General features: G+C 60.3%; 22 protein-coding genes. 8 read left to right on the top strand and 14 right to left on the bottom strand.

What is annotated here, in order from left to right; genetic code table 11:
- Window positions 1–251 precede the first annotated feature (251 nt).
- Window positions 252–1,148, bottom strand: coding sequence for an alpha/beta hydrolase (locus tag ACESMZ_RS13310; RefSeq protein ID WP_372972768.1), 897 nt, complete (start codon window positions 1,146–1,148; stop codon window positions 252–254).
- A gap of 138 nt (window positions 1,149–1,286) precedes the next feature.
- On the opposite strand from ACESMZ_RS13310, the gene ACESMZ_RS13315 reads away from it, so the two are divergent.
- The gene (locus ACESMZ_RS13315) at window positions 1,287–2,303 is read left to right on the top strand and encodes an acyltransferase family protein (protein WP_372958622.1); all 1,017 of its coding nucleotides are present in this window, start codon (window positions 1,287–1,289) and stop codon (window positions 2,301–2,303) included.
- A 5-nt stretch (window positions 2,304–2,308) separates the two neighbouring features.
- Here the strand turns inward: ACESMZ_RS13315 and ACESMZ_RS13320 are convergent, their stop codons facing one another.
- Window positions 2,309–3,091: a fructosamine kinase family protein gene (locus ACESMZ_RS13320; protein ID WP_372958621.1), complete on the bottom strand. Its 783-nt coding sequence runs from the start codon at window positions 3,089–3,091 to the stop codon at window positions 2,309–2,311.
- 178 nt (window positions 3,092–3,269) lie between these two features.
- Between ACESMZ_RS13320 and ACESMZ_RS13325 the strand changes: the two genes are divergently transcribed.
- Window positions 3,270–4,220, top strand: a complete 951-nt coding sequence (locus tag ACESMZ_RS13325) for an AEC family transporter (RefSeq protein WP_372958620.1) — start codon at window positions 3,270–3,272, stop codon at window positions 4,218–4,220.
- Between the two features lie 6 nt (window positions 4,221–4,226).
- On the opposite strand, the gene ACESMZ_RS13330 is transcribed toward ACESMZ_RS13325, so the two are convergent.
- The 9 genes from ACESMZ_RS13330 to ACESMZ_RS13370 all read right to left on the bottom strand — a co-directional run bounded on the left by ACESMZ_RS13330 (window position 4,227) and on the right by ACESMZ_RS13370 (window position 11,484).
- Window positions 4,227–5,144 carry an ROK family protein gene (locus ACESMZ_RS13330; RefSeq protein ID WP_372972769.1) on the bottom strand — a complete coding sequence of 306 codons (918 nt, stop codon included), beginning with the start codon at window positions 5,142–5,144 and terminating at the stop codon, window positions 4,227–4,229.
- 4 nt (window positions 5,145–5,148) lie between these two features.
- Window positions 5,149–5,355: a DUF2905 domain-containing protein gene (locus ACESMZ_RS13335; protein WP_372958618.1), complete on the bottom strand. Its 207-nt coding sequence runs from the start codon at window positions 5,353–5,355 to the stop codon at window positions 5,149–5,151.
- An 11-nt stretch (window positions 5,356–5,366) separates the two neighbouring features.
- Window positions 5,367–5,909, bottom strand: coding sequence for a lipocalin family protein (locus tag ACESMZ_RS13340; protein WP_372958617.1), 543 nt, complete (start codon window positions 5,907–5,909; stop codon window positions 5,367–5,369).
- Window positions 5,910–5,962: 53 nt separating this feature from the next.
- Entirely contained in the window at window positions 5,963–7,024 is a 1,062-nt protein-coding gene (locus tag ACESMZ_RS13345) for an endonuclease/exonuclease/phosphatase family protein (RefSeq protein WP_372958616.1), read from the bottom strand.
- Window positions 7,025–7,157: 133 nt separating this feature from the next.
- On the bottom strand, window positions 7,158–8,102 hold the full coding sequence (locus tag ACESMZ_RS13350) for a sodium-dependent bicarbonate transport family permease (protein ID WP_372958615.1): 945 nt from the start codon (window positions 8,100–8,102) through the stop codon (window positions 7,158–7,160).
- A gap of 100 nt (window positions 8,103–8,202) precedes the next feature.
- Window positions 8,203–8,574 (bottom strand): hypothetical protein, encoded by a 372-nt coding sequence (locus tag ACESMZ_RS13355; RefSeq protein WP_372957254.1) that lies wholly within the window; start codon window positions 8,572–8,574, stop codon window positions 8,203–8,205.
- A 116-nt stretch (window positions 8,575–8,690) separates the two neighbouring features.
- Window positions 8,691–9,590, bottom strand: coding sequence for a LysR family transcriptional regulator (locus ACESMZ_RS13360; protein WP_372957253.1), 900 nt, complete (start codon window positions 9,588–9,590; stop codon window positions 8,691–8,693).
- An 82-nt stretch (window positions 9,591–9,672) separates the two neighbouring features.
- Window positions 9,673–10,503 carry a CheR family methyltransferase gene (locus ACESMZ_RS13365; protein WP_372957252.1) on the bottom strand — a complete coding sequence of 277 codons (831 nt, stop codon included), beginning with the start codon at window positions 10,501–10,503 and terminating at the stop codon, window positions 9,673–9,675.
- A 51-nt stretch (window positions 10,504–10,554) separates the two neighbouring features.
- Window positions 10,555–11,484 carry a chemotaxis protein CheV gene (locus ACESMZ_RS13370; RefSeq protein ID WP_372972770.1) on the bottom strand — a complete coding sequence of 310 codons (930 nt, stop codon included), beginning with the start codon at window positions 11,482–11,484 and terminating at the stop codon, window positions 10,555–10,557.
- Window positions 11,485–11,777: 293 nt separating this feature from the next.
- On the opposite strand from ACESMZ_RS13370, the gene flgA reads away from it, so the two are divergent.
- From flgA to ACESMZ_RS13400, 6 genes are all read left to right on the top strand, one after another.
- Complete coding sequence (gene flgA / locus ACESMZ_RS13375; RefSeq protein ID WP_372957250.1) at window positions 11,778–12,482, top strand: flagellar basal body P-ring formation chaperone FlgA; 705 nt, start codon at window positions 11,778–11,780, stop codon at window positions 12,480–12,482.
- 172 nt (window positions 12,483–12,654) lie between these two features.
- The gene (gene flgM / locus ACESMZ_RS13380; protein ID WP_372957249.1) at window positions 12,655–12,984 is read left to right on the top strand and encodes a flagellar biosynthesis anti-sigma factor FlgM; all 330 of its coding nucleotides are present in this window, start codon (window positions 12,655–12,657) and stop codon (window positions 12,982–12,984) included.
- 8 nt (window positions 12,985–12,992) lie between these two features.
- Window positions 12,993–13,463, top strand: a complete 471-nt coding sequence (locus tag ACESMZ_RS13385; protein WP_372957248.1) for a flagella synthesis protein FlgN — start codon at window positions 12,993–12,995, stop codon at window positions 13,461–13,463.
- 152 nt (window positions 13,464–13,615) lie between these two features.
- Entirely contained in the window at window positions 13,616–14,248 is a 633-nt protein-coding gene (locus ACESMZ_RS13390; protein WP_372957247.1) for a peptidylprolyl isomerase, read from the top strand.
- 3 nt (window positions 14,249–14,251) lie between these two features.
- Complete coding sequence (gene mnmC, locus ACESMZ_RS13395) at window positions 14,252–16,147, top strand: bifunctional tRNA (5-methylaminomethyl-2-thiouridine)(34)-methyltransferase MnmD/FAD-dependent 5-carboxymethylaminomethyl-2-thiouridine(34) oxidoreductase MnmC (RefSeq protein ID WP_372972771.1); 1,896 nt, start codon at window positions 14,252–14,254, stop codon at window positions 16,145–16,147.
- Window positions 16,148–16,227: 80 nt separating this feature from the next.
- Window positions 16,228–16,860 (top strand): CBS domain-containing protein, encoded by a 633-nt coding sequence (locus tag ACESMZ_RS13400; protein WP_372957245.1) that lies wholly within the window; start codon window positions 16,228–16,230, stop codon window positions 16,858–16,860.
- Between the two features lie 220 nt (window positions 16,861–17,080).
- On the opposite strand, the gene ligA is transcribed toward ACESMZ_RS13400, so the two are convergent.
- From ligA to smc, 3 genes are all read right to left on the bottom strand, one after another.
- Window positions 17,081–19,096, bottom strand: coding sequence for an NAD-dependent DNA ligase LigA (ligA, locus tag ACESMZ_RS13405; RefSeq protein ID WP_372972772.1), 2,016 nt, complete (start codon window positions 19,094–19,096; stop codon window positions 17,081–17,083).
- Window positions 19,097–19,171: 75 nt separating this feature from the next.
- Window positions 19,172–20,245 (bottom strand): cell division protein ZipA, encoded by a 1,074-nt coding sequence (zipA, locus tag ACESMZ_RS13410; protein WP_372957243.1) that lies wholly within the window; start codon window positions 20,243–20,245, stop codon window positions 19,172–19,174.
- Window positions 20,246–20,367: 122 nt separating this feature from the next.
- The gene (smc, locus tag ACESMZ_RS13415; protein ID WP_372957242.1) at window positions 20,368–23,865 is read right to left on the bottom strand and encodes a chromosome segregation protein SMC; all 3,498 of its coding nucleotides are present in this window, start codon (window positions 23,863–23,865) and stop codon (window positions 20,368–20,370) included.
- Window positions 23,866–23,974 lie beyond the last annotated feature (109 nt).

Raw genomic sequence — 23,974 nt, forward strand, 5'->3', positions numbered from 1 at the left:
AGGGTTCGAATCCCTCCCTCTCCGCCAATAACAAACCCCAGCAGAAATGCTGGGTTTTTTTATTGCCGGCTCGGTCGGTGACCGTCCAGGGACCGGCCAGAGGCCAGCCCCGTTCGACGGGGCCCGAGCAGTGCTCGGGCCGGGAACCCGTCTCACCCCTCTCCGCCAATATCAAACCCCAGCAGAAATGCTGGGGTTTTTTATTGGCCGTGAGGGCGGATGAGAAGCCTCGCGGGTTCGAGTGCCGCCATTCAGGGCTCCCGCTCCAGAATCTTCTCAGCTGCCGCAGGCAACGGTTTCCTCAGGTACTGCGTAAGAAACTCAAGACCGCGCACCAGGCTCGGACGCCAGACCCCCCAGGTGTGCCCCCCCGGCAGCACCTCCCTGGTGACCAGCCCTGGCTGGTGGGGTTCCAGCCGGCTCTTGAGCAGGGCTGCGTTACCCGTTGCATTGAGTGGATCCCGGTCGCCCACGGTGAGGTACAGCGGCACCACCCGATTCTGGGACAGGTAATCGTCAAGATGGGCTGTGTACATGTTCTGCCGCCAGATTTCCCGGTCGAATATGGCATTGTCGAGAAACGCCGGGTGCCGCCAGGCGGTGGAATTGGAGGGCGGCAACGGGTCATAGATTGCAGGGCTGAACGCGGCCGCGGCAACAAAGCGCTCAGGGTGTAACATCATGAAGTTGATCGCACCATACCCCCCCGCAGAGAGTCCCGCCACAGCACGCCATTCCCGCTCCGGCACCACCCGGTAAGTTTGCTCGATATGAGGTATCAGATCCTCAATAAACGCCGACCCGGCATCTTCATTGTGGCCGTCAATCCACCAGGACCGGCTCCCGGGCGTAACGATAACCATCGGTTTGATGATTCCCTCCTCAACGAGCCGATCAACGGTTCGCTTCAGCCGCCCTTTCTTTACCCAGTCCTGGTGGTTGCCGAAAGAACCGTGCAATAAATAGACGACAGGATAATGCTGTGCCCCTGACTGGTAACCGTCGGGCAGATAGATCATGTAGGGATAGTTGCGGCTGAGACGGTCGGAGTGGAAAGCCCCCTCAGCAACAACCCCGTCACCCAATGCGGGTCTGCCCGGAAACATGAGTAGCAGGATTGGAAGTACAACAGCGAGGTAGCGTATCATTTCAATGCTCTCCGGCAGGTGTCACCCTCTCAATATCTTCCGTTGCCCGGGGTTACGCGCTTTGTCGTCTGATGGACCAGTGGATTCATCGGTTATTCCTTCAGGGAATCCGGCTATACGTTGTACCAAGAGGACTCCATGAAGCAAATCCAGGAAATCTACTGGCTACGGTTTTACGGCTGCCTGGCTGTGTTTACCTTTCACCTGATTGATCGTATCGAACGCAACTATCTCGAGCACCCCATCCTCGACCTGGCCTATATACCAACGGTTCTCGGGACCCCGATCTTTATCTTCATCTCCATTTTTCTTTTCTCGGCCCGTTACGGCGATCAGATTCCCCACAATTTCCTGGCGAGGCGGTTGAAGTACGTGATGATTCCCTATGCCGTGTACGGGGTCATATACTGCGTTGCGGAGTATGTGCGGCTGTGGATGTCCGGTGAGCCGGTGCCCTTGCTGCCCCACCTGATGGAATACCTGGTCTTCGCCGGCTGGCACGGTTATTTCCTGATCGTTGCCATGCAGTTCTATGTGCTTTTCTGGTGCTACAACCGTTTCCGTCTCTGGCGCTGGCTGCCAGCCGGGCCATCACTGGTGGCCGGTGCCCTGGTAAGCATCGCCTGGTGGGGCTTTTTCCGCTGGCATTCTGTGGAGCCACCGGGGTATCTGCACTGGATTGCGCCGCTGGGATGGATTTACCTGTTCTTTCTTGCACTCCTGCTGGTCCGGCACTATCCGGACCTTCAGTCGCAGGGTTGGTTCCGCTGGCTGTCCAACCCCCTCCTGCTGTTACTTTTTCTGGCGGGCGTAGTAGCCTTCACGCTGGCAGGAACGCTGGAGTATTCATCCAAGGAAACCTGGGTCGTCCCCCTGTTTATCCTTGCCCTGCTCTGGTCCCTTCCGCGTCTGGCAGGACGTACTGCCACGCCGTTGGTAAAGAAGGTCAATCAGGCATCCTTCGGAATCTACCTGGCCCATCCGCTGTTCTTTTCCGTCGTGGATTTCGTGACCTGGCAGGTGGATGTGCCACTGTGGGCTTACGTCATCGCATTGCTGGTGGTTGGCATGACGGGCTCGCTGGCACTCAATTACCTTGCGAACCGGAGCGACTGGAGCGCAATGATGTTCGGGCGGCAACTGAAGGTAGCCTGACAAACCTATAGGCGATTGATCAGCGCAAACCCCTTCTCACAGGGACCCAGATACCAACCGCCGAACAGGTTGTAGTGATTCAGGAAGTGATAGAGGTTGTAGATTTCCCGCTTACTCCCATACTCATCACTCAGTGGCCGGGCGTGGCGGTATGCTTCATAGAAGGCTGGTCCGAAGCCGCCGAACATCTCGGTCATGGCCAGGTCCGCCTCACTGTCGCCGTAGTAGACCGCCGGGTCGATCAGCCAGGCGGTATCATCATCGAACATCGCGTTACCGGACCACAGGTCACCATGAAGCAGGCTGGGGCCCAGGCTATGTTCGTTGAGCCAGTCCACCAGTATCTGGCGGCGGCTCTCAAGCACTTTCATGAACCGGGTACGTGTGGACGCATCTTTGATCAGGCTTACCTGGTAGGCGAGGCGATAGTCCACAAAGAACGCGCCCCAGTTGTCGGTTTCACGGTTTTTCTGGGGGTTCAGTCCGATATAGTTATCCATCGCCAGGCCATAGCAAGTTTGCGGAAGGCCGTGCACGGCAGCGAGTCCGTCACCAAGCCTGGCCAGCAGCTCGTCCGTCTGCCGGTGTGGCGCTATGGCGGTCATTTCCATCCGCTCCTCACTGACCGAATAGACCCGGGGGACACGGACACCCGTTACCCCGGCCGTCTCCAGTGCGTCGCGGAGTAGCTCAAGACCTTCAGCCTCGCGGATCAGCGCATCAGCATAGCCGGTTTCATTTTTCTTGGTGTACACAGCAACCACCCCTGAGTCTATTTGGAGGACCATCCTCAACACATGCTACGGGAATCGTCCGGGGCAGAACGTGATAGCATTCAACGATCTCTGCCTGGCACGCCGGTGTCCCGTCCGGGTAACTCGCTACAGGCCGGCGAAATACATTAATGGCACACCTGCCCATTTAACGCCGTTCCCTGGGTCGGTGAGAAGTTAAGGAATCTTCAGTTTGTATACGGTTATCGAGATTTTCCTGCAAACGCTGGCCACGACACTTCCGGTTTTTGCCATGGTGTTTATCGGATTGGGCCTGCGCAAACTCGGCTGGATCGACGCGGCTTTTGTAAACACGGCCTCCGCCCTGGTCTTCAAGGCGACACTGCCAACCCTGATCTTTCTCAGCATTCTGCGGGCGGACCTGGACACTGCCTTTAACCCGAAACTGCTGGCCTTCTTTGCACTGGCTACAGCAGGCAGCTTTGCGATGGTATGGGCCTGGGCGGTGTGGCGCGTATCCCGGTCGGACCGGGGGGTCTATGTGCAGGGCGCCTTCCGCGGCAACTGCGGTATCGTCGGCCTGGCGCTTGCAGCCAGTCTGTATGGCGACTATGGCCTGTCTGCAGGAGGGATTCTGCTGGGGCTGGTGATCATCTGCTACAACATTCTGTCGGTCGTCGTGCTACTGACCTACCAGTCTGACCAGAAGCTCCGGTGGGGTAAAATTCTGGTGGATATTGCCCGCAACCCGCTGATTCTCTCCGTGCTCGTTTCCGTGCCTTTCGCGTGGTGGGAGGTTTCTTTTCCGGAATGGGTGATGACCAGTGGCGACTATTTCGCGTCTCTCACGCTGCCGCTGGCGCTGCTCTGCATCGGCGCAACGGTTTCCCTGAGCTCGATTCGCAAGGAAAGTGGTCCCGCCATGGGGGCCAGCATCTTCAAGATGGTCACCCTGCCGGCGCTTTGCACCCTGGCGGCCTGGGCTGTCGGATTCGAGGGCCGGGAACTGGGACTGATGTTCCTGTACTTTGCGAGTCCCACTGCGGCGGCCAGTTTCGTAATGGTCAAGGCGCTTGGCGGAAATGCGCGCATGGCGGCCAATATCGTTGCCATTACCACCCTGCTGGCCAGCGTGACGGTCACCCTGGGGGTATTCGTGTTGCAAAGTGCCGGATTGATCTGATCCGCGTCAGACGTTCGCCCGGGCCAGCCAGGCGGCCCCACGCACTCCACTGGAATCACCGTGCCACGCCCGGATCACGGGGGTGTCGCACTCGCCCCCGAACACCCGGGCCGGCAGGCGTTCAGGCAATTGCTGGTAGATTGCCCCCACGTTGGACAGACCTCCACCCAGCACAATGACATCCGGGTCGATCAGGTTGATCACCGATGCCAGCCCCCGGGCCAGCTGGTCCAGATAGAGATCCAGCGTCTGCCGGGCCCGGCAGTCACCAGCATCAGCCGCTGATGCAATCTCCAGGCTGGTGAGGGTTTCCTGCCACAATAACTGATGGGTCAACGCCAGACCGGTACCGGACAGGAAGGTTTCGTTGCAACCCCGGCGCCCGCAGAAACAGGGACGCTGGTCCAGTTCCGCCTGGCTGGCCCAGGGCAAGGGATTATGGCCCCACTCCCCCGCTACGCCATTGGGACCAGTGAGAGGCTGCCCCTTGACGCTGATACCTGCCCCGCATCCGGTACCAAGGATGGCCGCAAACACCACCCCATAACCGGCGCCTGCACCGTCGGTGGCTTCAGACAGGGCCAGGCAATTGGCGTCGTTGGTGAGGGTGACCGGGCGCCCCAGTAAACCGGCAAGGTCATCCGCCATTGGATTGCCGTTCAGCCATGTGGAATTGCCGTTTTTAACCCGCCCCGTGAGTCGGGACACTGACCCGGGAATGCCAACACCCACCGACAGGCCACTGCAGCCAGCACGGAATTCCGCCTCCTGCACCAGCTTCACGATGGTTGTCAGAGTGCCCTGGTAGTCCCCTTTCGGTGTTGCCAGGCGCATCCGGAAATGCTCCCGACTGCCTGAATCCAACAGGATCACCTCGGTCTTGGTCCCGCCCAGGTCGACGCCGATCAGCCAGTCTGAATTCATGGGGCTACCGGTTGAAGAGATTAAGCAAAATGGTCAGCACAATGCTGACAACGATCATCGAAGTGATGGGCACGAACACCTGGGTTCGCTCGGAACGCCAGTGTAAATCGCCGGGCAGCTTGCCAAACCACTGCACCAGCCCCGGTGCGAAGTGGAGTATCAGGCCAATGATCAGTAAAACGATGCCGGCAATGATAAACCAACGTGCCATATCAACTCCGTTCATTCATTACGGCTCTGTTCCACGATGATCAGCTCGTCCAGGTCAAAGCCATTGGCCCGGGCGGTCTCCCGGAAATCCTCCATGGCCTGCTCACTGACAGTGGGTGTCCTGGCCAGGAACCAGAGATAGTCCCGGTCGTAGCCGGTAACATAGGCGTACTGGTACTGGTCGTGATCCAGGCCAAAGACCACGTAGGAGGCATAGAACGGCCCGAAGAACGACACTTTCAGGTGTGCCTTATCCTCGTCTTCCACAAATCGGGCCTTGCCTTCTGCCTCCTGCCATTCACCATCCTCCGGTGAATAGCCGCGGTTGATAACCTTGAGGCTGCCATCGCTGTTCAGCTCGTACTCTGCGGTAACGTTCTCCAGGCCCTCCTCGAAGGAGTGGTCATAGCGGGCAATCTCATACCAGGTACCCAGGTAGCGATCGGCACTGAAGCCGCTGACCGGTTCGATGCCCTCGGGTATTCCGGTGCAGCCGGCCCCGGCTGCAACAAGAGCGGTAATAGTCAAAGCGCGCAGGACGGATTTCGGTTTCATGATTACTCCCGACATTGTCTGACTCAGGCTGAGTGATACGCTGCTCCCGGGCGTCAGGTTTCCTGCTCCCGTACCTTGCCTTCGCGTATGGTTGCCCGGGCGGTATCGCGATCGTCGGCATCAGCTTCTGGCGTGTCGTGTTCATCAGCACGGGATGGCCGGTAACACAGGGTAACCAGTATCGGGAAATGATCGGAACCGAAATAGTCCAGCCTCTCCATCCGGCGCAGGGTAAAGTGCTCGCTGGTGAAAACATGGTCCAGCGGCCACCGCAGGTACCAGTGCCCGGCGTGAAAGGTGCTGAACATGCCCCGCCCCCGCCTCGGATCCAGCATACCGCTGACCTTGCAGAACAACCGTGTTGTGCGGGACCACGCCACATCGTTGAGATCTCCGGCCACAATCGAAGGAGCTCCTTTCTGGCGGATAGTCTCACCCACCAGCAACAGTTCCGCGTCCCGCCACAGGGACTCCTCGCTCTCGCTCGGCGCTGGTGGCCGGGGATGAAGGGCATGAAAGCGGACACGGTGATCACTGCGCAGGCGCAGCCAGCCATGAATTGAGGGAATATCGTCCTGTATCAGGTACTTTACCTCGGACTCCTCAAGAGGCAGCCGGGAGTACAGGTGCATCCCGTACAGATTGTCCAGGGGAATCCGGATAATGCAGGGCCAGTCACCGAACGCTTCGTCCAGGCGACTTTCCCACCACTGGTCAGACTCAAGTGTCAGGAGAATATCCGGCTGCCGCTCACGCACCTGATGAATCAGACCGTCGCTGTCGCGGTTACTGGTCAGCACGTTGGCTACCATCAGGGTGAAGCAGCGCTCTTCGAAGCCCGGCTCCGCAGACTGGACCTGATATGGCCAGAGGCGGGTCCAGGGCAGAATTCTCGCAGCCTGCACCACAACTACCAATAGGGCCAGTGCCAGAATCCACCAGCGCCAGGTCCCCTCCGCCAGCAGAGAGAGGCAGGCCAGCACCAGGCCGGCGGCCGCAATCTGGAGGCGGGGAAATTCGCAGGCTCGTACCCACCAGTCGTGGACCGGGACTTTTCCCAGTACCGTCACCACGACGAGGACCGTGGCGAATACAGCGAGAATGATTTCGGTCATGAACACTCCTGCCCTGGATTCCGGTCGACATACTGGACGACCTGCGCCATTACCGCGCTTTTTCCAGATTAACCTGCCCGGTCCACGAAACACCAGAGCGGGACACTAACCATGGCTGACAGCGTCCGGTTTGTCACCCCACCAACTGGCTGGCGAAGTAACCATACAGGGGGATGCCCACCATCACGTTGAAGGGGAAGGTAACGCCCAGCGATGCCAGCATCGCCAGGCCGATATCCGCCTCCGGAATGGCGTGCCTGACAGCGACAGGGGCCGCAATATAGGACGCACTGGCCGTCAACGTTGCCAGGATCACGATATTGCCGGCTTCCAGCCCGATCCAGGCCCCCACGAGTAATCCCGGCAGCGCCAGTATGGGCGGGGCCAGGAGAGCAAACGCCAGCAGGCGCCAGTGTTCCCAGCGCAACCGACGCAGGGTTTCCGAGGCAACGAGCCCCATCTCCAGCAGAAACAGAGCCAGGATGACAGCAAAGGCTTCGGTCAACGGCGCGGTGACTTTCTCACCCTCAAACTGACCGTACAACATGCCGATAACAACGCCACCCACGAGCAGGATGACACTTCGGTTAGTGAGGGTTTCCTGCCAGATCGGGGTGGTCTTCCGGCCAGGGCTTTGCCCGTCGGAGAACTTCTGGAAGAACCACAGTCCCACAAGAATCGCCGGCAACTCCAGCAATACCAGGTACAAGGTGACCTCGCCCCCGGTAGGCAATGCCCGTGCCTCCACCCAGGCCAGCGAGACAGCAAAGGTACCCGCGCTTACTGAACCATAATGGCAACAAAGACTGGCAGCGTTGGGCACGTTGAGCCCGATCACAAACCGCAATACCGGATAAAGAGCAAAAGGCAGCACAAAACCAAGAGCCGCCACCGAGGCCAGCTGAATAAGCAGGGTCGCATCCAGGTTGCCGTACAGTGCCATACCCCCTTTCAGGCCGATGGTCAGCATCAGCAGCAGGCTGAGAATATCGTAGGCCGCCTTGGGTATTTCGAGGTCTGATTTCAGGGCACCGGCTATCAGGCCAAGCAGAAAAAACATGACAACAATATCTGGCATAAACGACCCTCTTGTCGGTGTGGTAGCGGCTAGGGATGTAAGCAGGAATCGGAGCAAAAAAAAGGCCCCGGAGGGCCCAAAGGGGTGCACAACTGTGCAGTCAGTTGGCTGTAGCGCGATGGTACCTGGCTTCGCCGAGGAGCGCGGAGCTTACTTCATTCTTTACGTGGCTACCCAACAACGGTGTGCCGGAGTCCGCAGGCACCGCGAAAACGTGATAGGCCTCTGGTCCGAAGGGGTCAAGGGCAGTGTCCAGGTAGCTGAAGCTGTCTGGCACGGGGTCACCAGAGAAGGCCACCGCGAATTGACGCTCCACGGTAGGGGTGGTTACATTCAGCGGCTGTTCAACCCACAGGTAAACACCCTTGTCCGGAACCAGGTACTCGCAGCGGACCACCCGGAAGCCCTGCTTCAGCGTCAGGCGGGTCGGCTCCCGGGACATGTCGATACGGAATTTGTGGATGGTTTTCATGGCAGGTCCTCCTCTGTGGACTACGCTGCCAGTGTCTCCCGACCAGGTTTGGCAATGAATCAACTTTCACAACGCAGAAAGTTCGGTTTTATCGAACTATCCGGCCACCTGCCGGGTCATCCCTGATCCACGCTCTCTCTGGGCCTGATAATCGCATCGACGGCGGGATGGTGTATCCGTCCGGCGCGGGTAACCGCATAGAGCACGTCACGGACATCGTCGATACTGCCGATAGATTCCACCTGGTACTGCCGGGAAACCTCGGCCCCGATAACCGTCGGCGCGGCGAAGTACCCGAGGCCCTGGCGCCCGAATACCTTGATCAGCGCGCTGTCGTCTACCTGGGCGGTTACCCTCACCCGCACCCGGTTACCGGAAAACCAGTTCATCAACTCGGTAAAGTAGGGCGCGTCCAGGGAGGTAGCCAGGAAGGGTGCGCCGTCCAGGCTGTCCGGGAAGCCCTCGCGAAGGGTTTTCGCCAGCTCGGGCGCTGCAAAAAGGGAGATGGACGAGCTCGCCAGCCGATAGGCCCGGAACGCGCCTGCCCGCTCAGATGGAGGCTGCCGGTCGGTCAGCACTACATCCAGCTCCTTGCGGGCCAGCCTGTCGAGAAGACTATCCGTATCCCCGGTCTGGCAATGCAGGCGTACCTCCCGGCTCAGACCGAGTGCCGGCTCCAGCAGGTAATATCCGATGAGCTTGTGAATAGAGGCGGACAGACCGGCTGACAGGCTCAGGGGGCGGTGTTCGGGGGGCTGTTGCAGCAATTCCGACAACGACTCTGCGGTGGTGAACATCTCGTCGGCATACCGGAAAACGGTCTCACCGAAGTCCGTAAGAGTCAGCCGGCGGTTACGGCGCTGGAACAGGGCCCCACCCAGCTGGTTCTCCAGCGAAGCCAGCTGCCCGCTAAGGGTCTGCGGAGTGAGCCCCAGCTGTTCAGCAGCACGGTTGAGACCGCCTTCCCGGGCTATCATCCAGAAATAGTAGAGATGGCGGAAGTTCAGGTCCTTCATTGCGTTACCTCAGCCGCGCCCTGGTACGGAGGCCGACGGTTACCGTGATACCGGCACCCGGTAAGCCAGGCCCCACAGGCGTCTATTTCTTGCGGTAAATGATACCCGGATGGCACTGGACCATCTCGTACAGATGGGACAGGCCATTCAGGGATTCCGACGCCCCCAGAATCAGGTAGCCTCCGGGGTTCAGGCAGGCGTGCATGCGGGTGAGGATATCTTTCTTGTGTTCAGCCGAGAAATAGATCAGTACGTTACGGCAGAAAACCAGGTCGAACTTGCCCAACATGTAACGATCCAGCAGGTTCAGCTCCCGGAACTCCACCATGCGCTGCACCTGGGGCTTCACTTTCCAGCCACCACCGGGCAGTGCTGTGAAAAAGTGGCGCTGACGCTCCGGAGACAGTCCCCTTCCCAGGGCGAGCATTTCATACTCACCCCGTTTGGCAGTATCCAGTACCGACCGGGAAATATCAGTGGCGACGATCCTGGCCTCACCCTTCAGGCGCCCGGGCTGGAAGCGCTTGTACTCCTCGATGGCCATGGCAATGGAATAGGGCTCCTGACCTGTCGAACAGGCCGCTGACCAGATTCGCAAAGGCTGGGCACTATTGCGGGCAGCCAGCTCCGGCAACAGCTTTTCCGACAGGATACGAAACGGATGGGTATCGCGGAACCACAGGGTCTCGTTGGTGGTCATAGCATCGATGACGGTTTCCCTGAGCTGTGCAGAGCCAGGCCGCTGCATGCGGGTCAGCAGGTCGCCGAGGGAGTCGAGGCTGTTGTCTTCCAGCAGGCGACGCAGGCGGCTCTTGACCAGGTACTGCTTGTTCTCCCCCAACAAAATGCCGGACGCATCCTGCAGGAACTTTTTGAAGGCCTCGTATTCCTGTGGCGTAATATCAGCTTTCATCGATTCTCTGCAGTTACCCGAAAGGTGAAACAGCGGCGCCGGCTGCCGGCCTTATTCACGGTCCAGTACTTCCATAACCCGTTCAGCCAGTTCGTCCGGGCTGAACTTGGCCATAAAGTCATCGGCTCCCACTTTCTGTACCATCGCCCGGTTGAAAATACCGCTCAGGGAGGTGTGCAGCATAATGTACAGGTCTTTCAGGGCGGGGTCATTCTTCAGCCGCGCCACCAGCGTATAGCCGTCCATTTCGGGCATTTCCACGTCCGATATCACCATGGAGACATGGTCGGTGATACGGCTGCCATCGGCGACCAGCCCTTTCAGGTAGTCCAGTGCCTGCTTACCGTCGTTCTTCGACTCAACCTCCAGCCCGATGGCGGTCAGGCAGCGAATCATCTGGCGACGGGCAACGGACGAGTCGTCGACCACCAGCACTGGTCTGGAAGCACTGCGATCCTGGGTGTTTTTGGAGAGCACCGCCTCGGTAACGTCTTCGCTGAGTGGTGAGACCTCCGACAGGATTTTTTCCACGTCAATCACTTCCACCAGCGCGTCGTCCATGCGGGTGACGGCGGTCAGGTAGACATCCTTACCGGCTCCCTTGGGCGGCGGGAGGATATCTTCCCAGTTCATGTTCACGATACGATCCACGCCGGTGACCAGGAACCCCTGGGTCCGCCGATTGTATTCGGTAATGATCACGAAACTGGTGGCCAGCTCTTCAGCCGGTATGCCCGGACCCCGGATCGCCATGGACAGGTCGATAATGGGGATGGTTTCTCCCCGGATATGGGCAACGCCACGAACCACCGACCGGCTGTTGGGGATGGATGTCAGCCTGGGGCACTGCAGTACTTCCTTGACCTTGAAGACGTTGATGCCGTACATCTGCCGCCCCCGCAGCCGGAAGAGCAGCAGTTCCAGGCGATTTTCACCCACCAGCTGGGTGCGTTGGTTAACACTGTCAAGGACGCCTGCCATCGCAATAGTCTCCGAAAACGGTACTGCCCATCCACCGGGTTATGTCAGAAACCGGGCGGGCACGGTAGTTGCATTATTGTCTTGAAGCGACAGTCTGGACCAGTCCAGCGACGAGATTCCGTCGCCCTACTGGCAACCATGGTTTCTCCAGCATTGTACCGCCGCTTTGTCATGGCGTATGTAACGGCTGGTATCCGGATAAGTTTAACGGGCCGCGCGATCAATCACACAACCCCTGCAGAACAGGTCACAGATCTGCCTGCTCATCAACAGCATAGGACAACGTCGGGCAAATGCGCATTCTGATACCGCTCATGCTCACACTATTCAGCAGCACTGCCGCCCTGGCGTCGGAAAAGACCGGCGCCGAGGACATCCTCGGGGCCGGTCGCCAGTTCATGGAGGCGTTTGCTGAAACACAGGCTGGCAAGGGCTTTGACGCCGACTATACCCTTGGCAGCCTGGACCCGAGACTGGCGCTCGCACCCTGCCCTGACGGCGGCATCGACGTCGCTTTCAGCAGCGACCCCTGGAAAACCACCCAGCCTTCCCTGATGGTCTCCTGCCAGGGCGAGCGCCCATGGCGAATGTACCTGTCGGTAGCGCTGGATATCTACGGCGACGCCCTGGTGGCAGCCCGCCCCCTGAGCCGCGGTGACCGGGTCACGGAAGCCATGGTGGCCACCGACCGGGTGGTGGTGAATGCCATTCGACGGGGCGCCATAACCGATACGGATAATCTGTTGGGACTGGAGATGAAGCGTCCGGTGAACGCTGGTACTCCCTTCACGCCGGACCTGGTAACCGCACCGGATGCCGTCGCCCGGGGGGACCATGTTATGATCACCGCCAGAAACGGCTCCTTTGCGGTCAAGACCCGGGGCAAGGCGCTCGCCAATGCCCGCGTGGGTGAACAGGTGCTGGTGGAGAACCTTTCTTCAGCACGCAAGATACGCGCACGGGTAACGGGGCCGGGGCAGGTTGAAATCACCATGTGAAGGTCCGGCAGAGCCTTGCCGGCGGAAGGCAGCGGTTTGCCGCCCTGGTTCACCGGAACCACCGCAAGATGAACAAAGTTTTAACTAAAGTAAGGGCCAGCCCGGCCGATAAACGGGTCAGAGACACATTTTGACCGCCATGGAGCGGCATGAGACACAGAAGGTAATCGTCATGACAGTTGACTTCAACGGAATCGGCAACAGTCAGGTTAACAACCCGAGAACGTCCACCGACAAGGGCGCTGCCAGCAAGCAGCCGGCCCAGCAGCCTCCCGCAGAGCAGGCAAAAAGCCAGGCGCCTGCAGCCCGTGGCGAGAACGTCAACCTCAGCAAGCAGGCCCGGGAAATCCGTCAGATGGGTGAAAAGCTTGAAAGCGCCCCTGAGGTGGATGACAGTCGGGTTGAGCAGATCCGTGCGGCCCTCGCCGATGGTTCCTATAAAGTAGACGCCGAGAAAGTGGCCCAGAAAATGCTTGAGATGGATAAAAGCATTTTCGGGTGAGGTAGTCCATGTCCGCCACAGACAAACTTCAGGCGTTACTGAATCACGATCTGGAACAACTCCGGCAGCTTAAAGACCTGCTGGAAGAAGAGAAGGCCCTGCTGGGCAATGCTGATGTGCGGGCCATCGAGCCCCTCACCAGTCGCAAGAATGCCCTGCTCGGGGATATCCGCGAGCGGGCCCGCCAGAAGGTCCACCTGCTGGTTGAAATGGGGTTTCGCCCCGACCAGGGCCACCCTTCCCGCTTTATCCGCAGCGCCGGGCTGACCGAGCTGTATCATAGCTGGGAGGCTGCCCAGGCTGTGCTGGCCGACTGTCACTCGATCAATCAGCAGAACAGCAAGGTGGTAAGCCACCTGCAAAGCCGTCTGTCCCGCCTTACCGATATCTTCCGGGGCAGCTCGGGGCAGCAAAAGCTCTACGGCGCAACCGGCCAGCAAACCTCGGTCGGACAAAGGAACATCCTCGCCAGCGCCTGAGGCTGGCCCATCCCTGACCGGGACTAACCGCGCCCGCCCTGGCACCGGCCACTGCTGATACAATACAGACTGTTAATCCACGACGGTGGCCGGTCCCCTTCCGCGCAGGTTCTGTTAGACTCCGCACAACCAAACACGAACCGGAGTCTTTCATGGATTTCTGCCCGCGCATCAAACTGTTTCCCCTGTTTTCCGGGGCCTTGCCCGTGGTTCTCGGCGCGATTCTCACCTTCTCGGCAATGTTTCCCGCCCATGCTCAGTCTTCCGGTGCCAGCGACGAACCGATGCCGCAGGTTCGGGTATCCACTACCGAAGGGGCCTTCAACATCCGCCTGCGTCCGGATATTGCCCCAAAGACCGTGGCAAATTTCCTCCAGTACGTGGATGACGGTTTCTACGACGGCACCCTGTTTCATCGTGTGATTCCCGGCTTCATGGCGCAGGCCGGTGGTTTTGATCAGAACATGAACCGCAAGGATACCCGCGACCCGATCGAGAACGAGTCAAGCCAGACCGCCAGGAACCTGCGGGGCACGATCGCCATGGCCCGCACCGCCGACCCGGACTCCGCCACGGCCCAGTTCTTCATCAACCTGGTTGACAATCCCCACCTGGACGCCACCCGGGCCCGCACCGGTTACACCGTTTTCGGGTCGGTGACCGAGGGCATGGGCGTAATCGATGCCATAGGCAAGGTCGAAACCACGCGGCGCAACGGCATGGGCGACGTCCCTGTCAAGCCGGTTGTCATTGAGTCCATAAAGCGTGTCGAAACCGGTCAGTAGATCATGGCGAACAACCCTACCCATGAGCCATCCATAAAAACCGCCAGACTGATCTGGCGGGATGGCCAGCCGGTATCCGAACAGTTTGGCGACGTCTATTTCAGTCGCGAAAACGGCCTCGAGGAAACCCGCTACGTTTTCCTGCGCCATAACCACCTCCCGGAGCGGTTCCGCCAGCTCAGCAGCAACGACGCCTTCGTGATTGCCGAAACCGGCTTCGGCACCGGCCTCAACTTTCTCACGGCCTGGCAGGCTTTCTGTCAGGAGGCACCCGCGAACGCCCGCTTGCACTTTGTTTCTGTTGAACGCTACCCCCTTGGTACCCAAGACCTCGAACGGGCCCTGGCACTCTGGCCAGAACTGGCACCCTATGCCCGGCAACTGGTGAACAACTATCCTCAGCCGGTCACAGGATGCCACCGCCTGGTGCTCAATGAGGGCCGCGTACGCCTGACCCTGTATTTCGGTGATGCAGTGGAAGGCTTCGATGCGATGGACTTCCACGCCGATGCCTGGTTCCTTGACGGCTTTGCTCCGGCATGTAACCCCGGCCTTTGGCAGGACCAGCTGATCCGGCAGGTACGCGAACACAGCCACCAGGGCACAACGCTGGCGACGTTTACTGCGGCAGGCAGAGTCCGGCGGGCACTGGCTGAAACGGGCTTCCGCATGGAGCGGGTGGACGGGTTTGGCCCCAAGCGGGATATGATACGGGGTGTTCTGGAACACGGGGCAGACCGGGCAGCCACAGAGCCCGGCCACGTACTGGTGGTGGGAGCTGGCATTGCCGGGGCTTCCATCGCCCGTAACCTTGCCGTGCGCGGGTACCAGGTCACGGTGGCTGACCAGGGAGAAGGCCCGGGCGCCGGTGCCTCCGGTAATCCACAAGGCGCCCTGTATGCCAAGCTGGGAGTACAGCTTAACGACCAGACCCGACTGGCACTCGCCGCCTTACTCCACGCCCAACGATTTTACCCGGCACAAACCCCGGACGCCTGGCACCAAACCGGCTTGCTGATGATGGGCTTTTCGGAACAGGAACGGGAACGACAACAAAAATTCCTGGCAGCCCAACATTACCCGGAGAGCGTGCTGCGCCCCTTGGTCAAGGAAGAAGCCAGCACCCTCACCGGCGTTCCATGTCCTCAGGGCGGATTGTGGTTTCCCGGTTCCGGCTGGCTGGAACCTGCCCTGCTGTGCAGCCAGCTTCTGGACCACCCTCGTATACAGACCGAGTTCGGCTTCCGTGCCACCCGCCTGTTACCCTGCAACAATCACTGGTGCCTGTCAGGGAACGGGCGCCAGGACCTGGTGGCAGACACCGTCATCCTCGCCGCCGGCCACCTGACCCGCCAGCTCATGCCGGTAAACGGCGAGTTCCGCATGAAAGCCATCCGGGGCCAGATCACCCGCTTGCCAGCAACTCACCTGACCCGCACGCCGAGGGCAGTTATTACAGGGGCCCGCTACCTGAACCCACCCAATGATGGGCAGATCGTCACTGGCGCAACCTTCGACCTGCGAGACACGGATCCCGAAGTACGGCCGGACAGCCACCGGGAGAACCTTTCTGGCCTCGATTCCATGCTGCCGGGCCTGCTGGACACCCCGATCGACCTGACTGGCGATATTACCGGCCGGGTGGCCTTCCGCTGTACCACCCACGATTACCAGCCCGTCGCCGGACCGCTGGTCAACGGTGAGGGCCACACCCTCGGCGGTGCCTGGCTGCTTACTGGCCTTGGAAGTAAGGGGCTGATGTGGGCGCCCTTGATGGCGGAGTACCTGGCCGACCTCATCACCGGAGAGCCCCTGGCCCTGCCCCACGCCCTGGCCCGCCGGGTCAGCCCCGAACGATGCCTTGCCACGACACAGAAACAACCCCGAACACCTGCCTGATTTGCGGTACAGTTTTTACACAATCGGCCGATAAATGGGTATAACTGGTATACCCTTGTTATCGAGCCCCTGGAGCAGTCATGGCCATACACGTAAGCGAACCCGGAAGACCCACCGGAACCCGGCTACCGGAAATCTTCCGTAACCGGCGCGTGGGCGGCCTTGACGAAATGGCGGAATCCCACGCTCTGCGAAAAAGCAGCGAGGAAATATCCGACGGCGAATTCCAGCAGGCACGGGAAGTCACTGCCCGACGCGCGGTTGCTCGGTACAGCCAGGCAGAGGAGGCCAGGCCCGAACCGGAGCGGGCCTACCTGCCAGTAAGCCGCGTTTGCAGCCCCTGGATTCATTCCCTTCCGGCAGAAGCTTCCCTGGCGGAAGCGCTGGCAACGATGGACGAGCACGGTGTCCATCACCTGGTGATCACGTCAGACGGCGTGGTCGGTGGCCTGGTGGATATGCGCTGGATTCTGAACTGGCTCCACGAAAACCGCGACCAGCATGCCTCCCGCAGCTTCCTGAACATCGAGCTGCCCGCCTTCCTGACCGCATCCCCGGAAACTGACGCCCACCAGCTGGCCCGGTTAATGCTGGCCCACCAGCTTGATGCTGCGTTGGTGGTAGGGGCTGACAGCACTCCTGCGGGGATTATTACAAGTACCGATTATTTACGGCTCTATGCGAGCCTGAGCAAACAGGAAGGCGAGGTTTAGGCAAGTCAACCAAGCGAGATCTTTTTGCGCGAACGGCAACCAGGTTCCGGCACGAGGGGCGGGGGCCTTTTTCGGGGCACGCCGTGAATCCATCCATGGAGGCTCTTCAAAAACGTCCCTGTTTTTGAAGGTCCCGAAAAAGGCCCCCACCCCACGTGCTTCCATCTCTCTACGTGCCCGCAAGTCGTGTCGACTTTAACTCGTTTAACTGGTTTGATACTTAACCAAGAAAGCCCACAAACTCTTCTTCGCTCATAACGCGGACACCCAGTGACTCGGCCTTGGCCAGTTTTGACCCCGCTGCCTCACCGGCTACCACACAAGTGGTCTTCTTCGAGACACTTCCGGCCACCTTCGCCCCCAGGCGCTCCAGCTTCTCCTTCGCCTCCTCCCGGGTCATCTCAGACAGAGTGCCTGTCAACACCCAGGTTTCACCCTTTAACGGCATCTCCTCCGGCTCGGGAACATCCACCGACTGCCAGCGAACGCCCCGCTCCCGCAACTCATCGATGGTTTCCTGGTTATGAGGCTGCCGGAAAAAGCTGTAGATATGCCCCGCCACAATCGGCCCCACATCAGGAACCTCCTGCAAGGCCTCTTGCGAAGCCTCGGCAATCCTTTCAAGGGTGCCGAAGTGCATCGCCAGCGCCTTTGCAGTGGCCTCTCCCACTTCCCGGATGCCCAGGGCATAGAGGAAACGCCAGAGCTCCGGTTTCCGGGAGTCATCGATGGCCTTCAGCAGATTATCTGCCGACTTGTCACCCATTCGGTCGAGCCGCACCAGGTCAGCCTTGCGGAGCTGGTACAGGTCCGCCACCGTGCGGACCATCTCCCGCTCCACCAGCATATCAATCCATTTTTCTCCCAGACCCTCGATATCCATGGCCTTGCGGGACGCGTAGTGACGGATAGCCTCCTTGCGCTGGGCCGGGCAGTAAAGACCACCACTGCAACGGGCCACCGCCTCACCTTCGATCTGGATTACATCCGAGCCACAGACCGGGCAGTGTTCCGGCATCTTAACTTCGGGAGCCTTGTCCGGGCGCTTGTCCCGGACAACCTTGACCACCTGGGGTATGACGTCCCCTGCCCTGCGAACAAAAACCGTATCGCCAATGCGTACATCCAGGCGACGAATTTCGTCCATGTTGTGCAGTGTGGCATTGCTGACAGTAACCCCGCCGACAAAGACCGGTTTCAGGCGCGCAACCGGGGTGACCGCGCCCGTGCGACCCACCTGCCACTCCACCGACTCCAGTACCGTCAATTCTTCCTGGGCAGGAAACTTGTGGGCGATGGCCCAGCGCGGTGCGCGTGAAACGAAGCCCAACTGCTGCTGGAGGCCGATCTGGTTGACCTTGAAGACGATCCCGTCGATCTCATAGGGCAGGCTATCACGCTTTTCCAGCAGGCTCTGATAGGCTTCCAGGCACTCGTCCGGCCCGGTGGCCAGGCTCATTTCCGGGTTGATACGAAACCCCCAGCCGTGAACCATCTGCAGCGATTCGTAATGAGTGTCCGGGAGTATGCCTTCATCGGGAACCGCGACACTGTAGGCGCACATTTCCAATGGACGTTTCGCGGTAATGCGGGGATTTTTCTGACGCAGGCTGCCAGCTGCGGCATTACGGGGGTTCACAAACGTCTTTTCCCCCTGGTCAGCCAGCTTGCGGTTCAGGGTTTCAAAGCCGGCCCGGGGCATGTAAACCTCGCCCCGGATCTCCACCATCTCCGGAACACTCCTGCCCCGCAGCCGCAACGGCACCGACTCGATGGTGCGGATATTGGCGGTGATGTCCTCACCACTGTACCCGTCACCCCGGGTAGCGGCCTGGGTCAGCAGGCCCTTTTCGTAATGCAGGCTGACCGCGAGACCGTCCAGCTTCGGCTCACAGACGTACTCTACCGGATCCTCACGGCCCAGCCGCTCCCTGACCCGTCGATCGAAATCCCTCAGCTCATCGTCGGAGAACGCATTATCCAGCGACAGCATGGGCAGACGATGGACCACTTCGGCGAAGGTGTTGTCGCCGCCCGCCCCTACCCGCTGGGTGGGCGAATCCGGCGTTACCAGTTCCGGGTGTTCCAATTCCAGTGTCTGGAGCTCCCGCATCAGACGATCATATTCCGCATCCGGAACGGCGGGTTCGTCCAGCACGTAATACCGATAGTTATGGTCGTCAATGACCTGGCGGAGTTCCTGGATACGACGTTCAGGGGAAGGGGTCTGGCTCATGTTCTCCGGTTCCGGGAGTCAGGGCTCTGAGCCAACGCCCGGACAGGCACCGGGCGCGGGCTCACCAGCCTGCATTCAGCGTTTGAAGCGGCGCTTGCGCTCGTATTCACGGATGCGCTGGCGACAGTGCTCGATGGTCTGGGCGGTCATCACACTGCGGCGCTCGTCCTTCAGTTCTCCGCCAAGATTGCGCACAACAGCCTGTGCTGTCTCCAGCATGAAATCGAAGGCCTGCATGGAGTTGGTGGGACCAGGCAGACTCATGAAAAAGCTGATGCCCGGCGTTGACATTTTTTCCATCTCACCGGGCACGAACGTACCGGGCTCCACGGCACTGGCTACACTGAACTGGACCGGACTGGTGGGGTCCACTGTTTCATGGCGATGGTAGATATCCAGGTCCCCGTGTTCCAGACCGCAGGCCTCAAACAGTTTCTTCAGTGCGGTTCCGGAGAAGTCCCCCTGCTCCCTGGAGGCCAGCACGTTGATAACGATAACCTCCTCCGCCGGCGGACGGTTGGCGCCGGCCTTGGGTTGCTGAGCATCGGTGACTTCAGGGCGATCACCACGGCTGGCTGTGTCTTCCTCAACTTCGGTAACGGTGGGCGGCTCCGACTTCTTGCGAAACAAGGATTTTTTCTTCGCGGGGCGCTGCGGAGCGCGGACCGGCCTCGCTTCGCCGGGCAGTTCTTCATGAACCTGATCCGCCGGATCTCCGGTCAGTGCTTCCGGCCCGGGCTCACGGAAAGCTTCCGGTTCCGGCTCAGGATCCGGCTCAGCGGTGAAAGACGGCATCTCCGGTTCGGGCCCGGGCTCTCTTTCGGGCACGGGTTCTGCAGCCACGGCACGGGGCCGGGGCTCGCCGGGCTCGCTTTCCGCCTCTGGCATTGCCCGTTCATCGGCCACCGGTGCAGACTTGAAGTAGCCCCGCTCTTCCAGGGTGTCCCGGGATACAGGGCGGGCCCCGCCGTTGGGGAGTTCAGGGTTGAAGTCGTCGTCCAGCGGGGAGCCTTCAATATCGTCGGCACCCATCCCCTTCGAGATGGTGATGGCATCCTTGCGGGCTCGGCGCATCCGCCGCAGGCCATCCAGAACGATGGCGATGATAATCAGGGCACCAATGGCAAGCAACCATTCCCGAAGTGACATAACAACCTGATCCTGTCTGTGGTCCTTAAAGCGGTAACTCTATGAAAAGACCGGCTTGAATACAACGCAATGGACGACCAGGTGGCAGATTTTTCATGTCGGGCAACGGAACAGCGGCGCGATCAGGCCTCTGCCAGGGCCGCTGCTTCATCCACATCCACCGACACCAGCCTTGAACAGCCCGGCTCGTGCATGGTGACGCCCATCAGCTGGTCGGCCATTTCCATGGCGATCTTGTTATGGGTAATGTAGATGAACTGAACCTGAGATGACATCTCTTTCACCATATTGGCGTAACGGCCAACGTTGGCATCGTCCAGCGGCGCGTCCACTTCGTCGAGCATGCAGAACGGCGCCGGGTTCAGCTGGAAAATGGAAAACACCAGGGCAATGGCGGTCAGGGCTTTCTCGCCACCGGACAGCAGGTGGATGGTACTGTTCTTCTTGCCCGGGGGACGGGCCATGATGGTTACACCAGTTTCCAACAGGTCTTCCCCGGTAAGCTCAAGGCAGGCGTTACCCCCGCCGAACACCTTCGGGAAAAGGGCCTGCAGCCCGCCGTTGACCTTGTCGAAGGTTTCCTTGAAACGCTGACGGGTCTCCCGGTCGATACGGCGAATGGCACTGTCGAGGGTTTCCAGGGCTTCCATCAGGTCTTCGTGCTGACTGTCCAGATAGGTCTTGCGTTCGCTCTGGACCTGGTACTCCTCGATGGCCGCCAGGTTGATGGCACCCAGGCGCTGGATGCGGTTGCCGATTTTTTCCAGCTCCTCTGACCAGCCCTGCTCGGTGGCTTCCTCCGGCAGCTGGCCCAGAATGTCAGCAAGCTTCACATCCAGCTCTTCAAGCTGTTCAAGGTGGTTGGCAGAGCGGATTTCCAGTGCCTGGGACTCCATCCTCAGTTTCTCCAGCTGGCCGCGGATTTCCTGGGCACGATGTTCAGCCTGGCTACGAAACTGTTCTTTCTCCCGGACCTGGCGATCGATATCTTCCAGGGCATCCCTCGCCAGCGAGAGTTTTTCCTCTTCGGCCAGGCGCCGGTCCAGCAATCCTTCCAGCTGCATTTCCAGGTCTTCAATCGGCGCTTCGGCACTTTCCCGGTTCTCCCGGAGAATCTCGAGCCTTTCCTCCAGCCGCTGGTCCTGCTGCCGGGTGCGCTCGAGTGTCTGGCGCAGACCATCCTGCTGACTGCTCAGGGACTGGATCTGCAGTTGCAGCTGATGGGCATGGTCACGATCACTGCGGGCCTGGTGGCGAAGATGATCCAGGCGGCCACGCAGGTCATCCCGCTGACCCAGCAGGCGCTCCTTTTCTTCTTCGGTGTCCTCATTCTCGGCAAGGGACTGGTCCCAGCGCATCCGCGCCTCTTCCAGCTCCTCCTGCTTCATGGCGAGCTGCTCACGCAATTCGGCCGCATCTTCCTCAATCCGCTGCAGACGTTCATTGATCTGTTCAGCCCGGGCTTTCAGGCCGCTGACGCGGGAGGTCAGTGACGACAGTTCCCCCTGGATATCATTGGCGGTCTGCTGAGCCTGGTCACGCTGGAGCTCGGCTTCCGAAGTCTGCTCCTGTAGTTCGGCAAGTCTCTCGCGACCTTCGGCCAGACGGGTTCCGGCGTCATCCAGAGCTGCCGCCAGTTCTTCCACCTTCTGCTGGCGTTCAATCACTCCGGTGCGGGAACGGTCCGACGCCGGCATTTTCAGCCAGCCACGGCCCAGCCAGATACCATCCGGGGTAATCACGGAGTGATGCTCTGCGAGGCCATCCTGCATCGCCAGGGCCTCGGCGAGCGTCCCGGCAGTACGAATCTGGCCAAGCCAGTGTGTGAGCCCACCGGCATTACTGACCCTGGCGGCGAGACTGTCTGTCGCAGGGCTACCGGAGGCAGAGCCAGCCTGCACCAATGCCAGCCCTGTGGGGGCCTCGCCCAGTTCGCGGGCCAGTACCGCCAGGCTGTCCACCTGGACCCCCTGCAGCAGGTTGCCCAGCACCTCTTCCACGGCGAATTCCCAGCCGGGTTCTGTCTGTAGCTGACGGGCAATACGAGGCGCCTGGTCCAGGCCTGACTGGCCCAGCCATTGTTGCAGGGCCTGGTCATCCGCCCCCAACTGCTCGTCCAGCATGGCCTGCTGGGATTCCAGCGAAGCCCGCAGGGACTGGTCCCGCTGGCTCAGCTCACTGACCTGCTGCTCCTGTTCCCGCAGATCCCCCCGAAGCGCCTGGAGCCGGTCCCCGGCGTCCTCGATGGCTTCGGCGGCCTCTTCCCGGCGCAGATTCAGCACTTCTTCCATGGCCAGGAGTTCATCCAGCTCAGCCCGGTCCAGCTGCCCGTCAAGTAACGCCTGTTCATCCTGCAGACGCCGCTGGCGGGCGATCAGGTTTTCGATCTCCTGCTCCAGGTTCCGGATACGGTTCTGGGCCAGTTCCGCCTCCCGCTTGGTATCCGAGGAACGGGCGCTGAAGGCCTCCCACTGGTGTTGCCAGTCGCTCATGGCCTCTTCGGCGGATTGCAGCTGCATGGCGGACTCTTCCGCCTGGGCCGCAAGGCTTTCCTGCTCAGGCTCAATGGCTGCCAGCTCTTCGTTGATGGCGGCCAGCCTGTCTTCGTCCTGGGCCAGCTCCCGGGCAGTCTCCGAACGGCTGGCCAGGGCCTGTTCAAGCTCTGTGGCCACCTGGCGACTGCGCTCCCGCTGGTGCTCCAGGCTCTGTTCCACCCGGGCGATATCCGCACCCGCCTCGTAATACCGTGCCTGGTTCCGGTTGAACTCATCGGTGCGCTGCTGGTGATCATCCCGCAGTCGTTCCAGGGCGGTCTCGAGGTTCACCCGGTCGGTGAGGTGCTTTTCCAGTTCCAGCTCGGTCTCCCGGAGCTGCTCGCGACGCTGGGCCAGCTCCTGGTCAAGCCCCTGCCACTTCAGGGCGGTCAGTTCCGCCCGGTACTGGCGTTCGCTGGCCTTGAGTTCCTTATAACGTTCAGCGGACTGGGCCTGACGCTGAAGATGCTGGAGCTGGCGGCCGAGTTCGTCACGCAGGTCGGTCAGCCGTTCCAGGTTTTCCTGGGTCCGGCGAATGCGGTTCTCGGTTTCCCGGCGGCGCTCCTTATACCTGGAGATCCCTGCGGCTTCCTCGATATAGACCCGCAACTCTTCCGGCTTGGCCTCGATCAGACGGGAGATCATGCCCTGCTCGATAATGGCGTAACTGCGCGGGCCCAGCCCGGTACCCAAAAAGAGATCGGTAATGTCCCGCCGGCGGCACTTGGCGCCATTCATGAAGTAGTCGGACTGCCCCTCCCGGGACACACGGCGCCGCACGGAGATTTCATTGAAGCGGGCGAACTCACCCGGTGCCGAACCGTCGGAATTGTCAAAGATCAGCTCGATGGACGCCTGGCCTACGGGCTTGCGGGCGCTGGAGCCATTAAAGATAACGTCGGTCATGGACTCGCCCCGCAGGTACTTGGCGGAACTCTCCCCCATGACCCAGCGAACGGCGTCGATGATATTGGACTTGCCACAACCATTGGGGCCAACCACTGCCGTCATGTTGGAGGGGAACGGCACGGTGGTCGGGTCAACGAAGGACTTGAAACCCGCGAGTTTGATGGACTTCAGGCGCATGTTCTTCTGTATCTACCTCTGGCCCTGTTGGCGTGGGTTACAAGCGGCGAAGTGTACCATACCCCTGACCGGTGCCCAGCGCGATTACCTCCCATTTCCGGCCGGATCC

The sequence above is a fragment of the Marinobacter sp. genome, from assembly GCF_041690615.1.
Taxonomy (GTDB): Bacteria; Pseudomonadota; Gammaproteobacteria; order Pseudomonadales; family Oleiphilaceae; genus Marinobacter.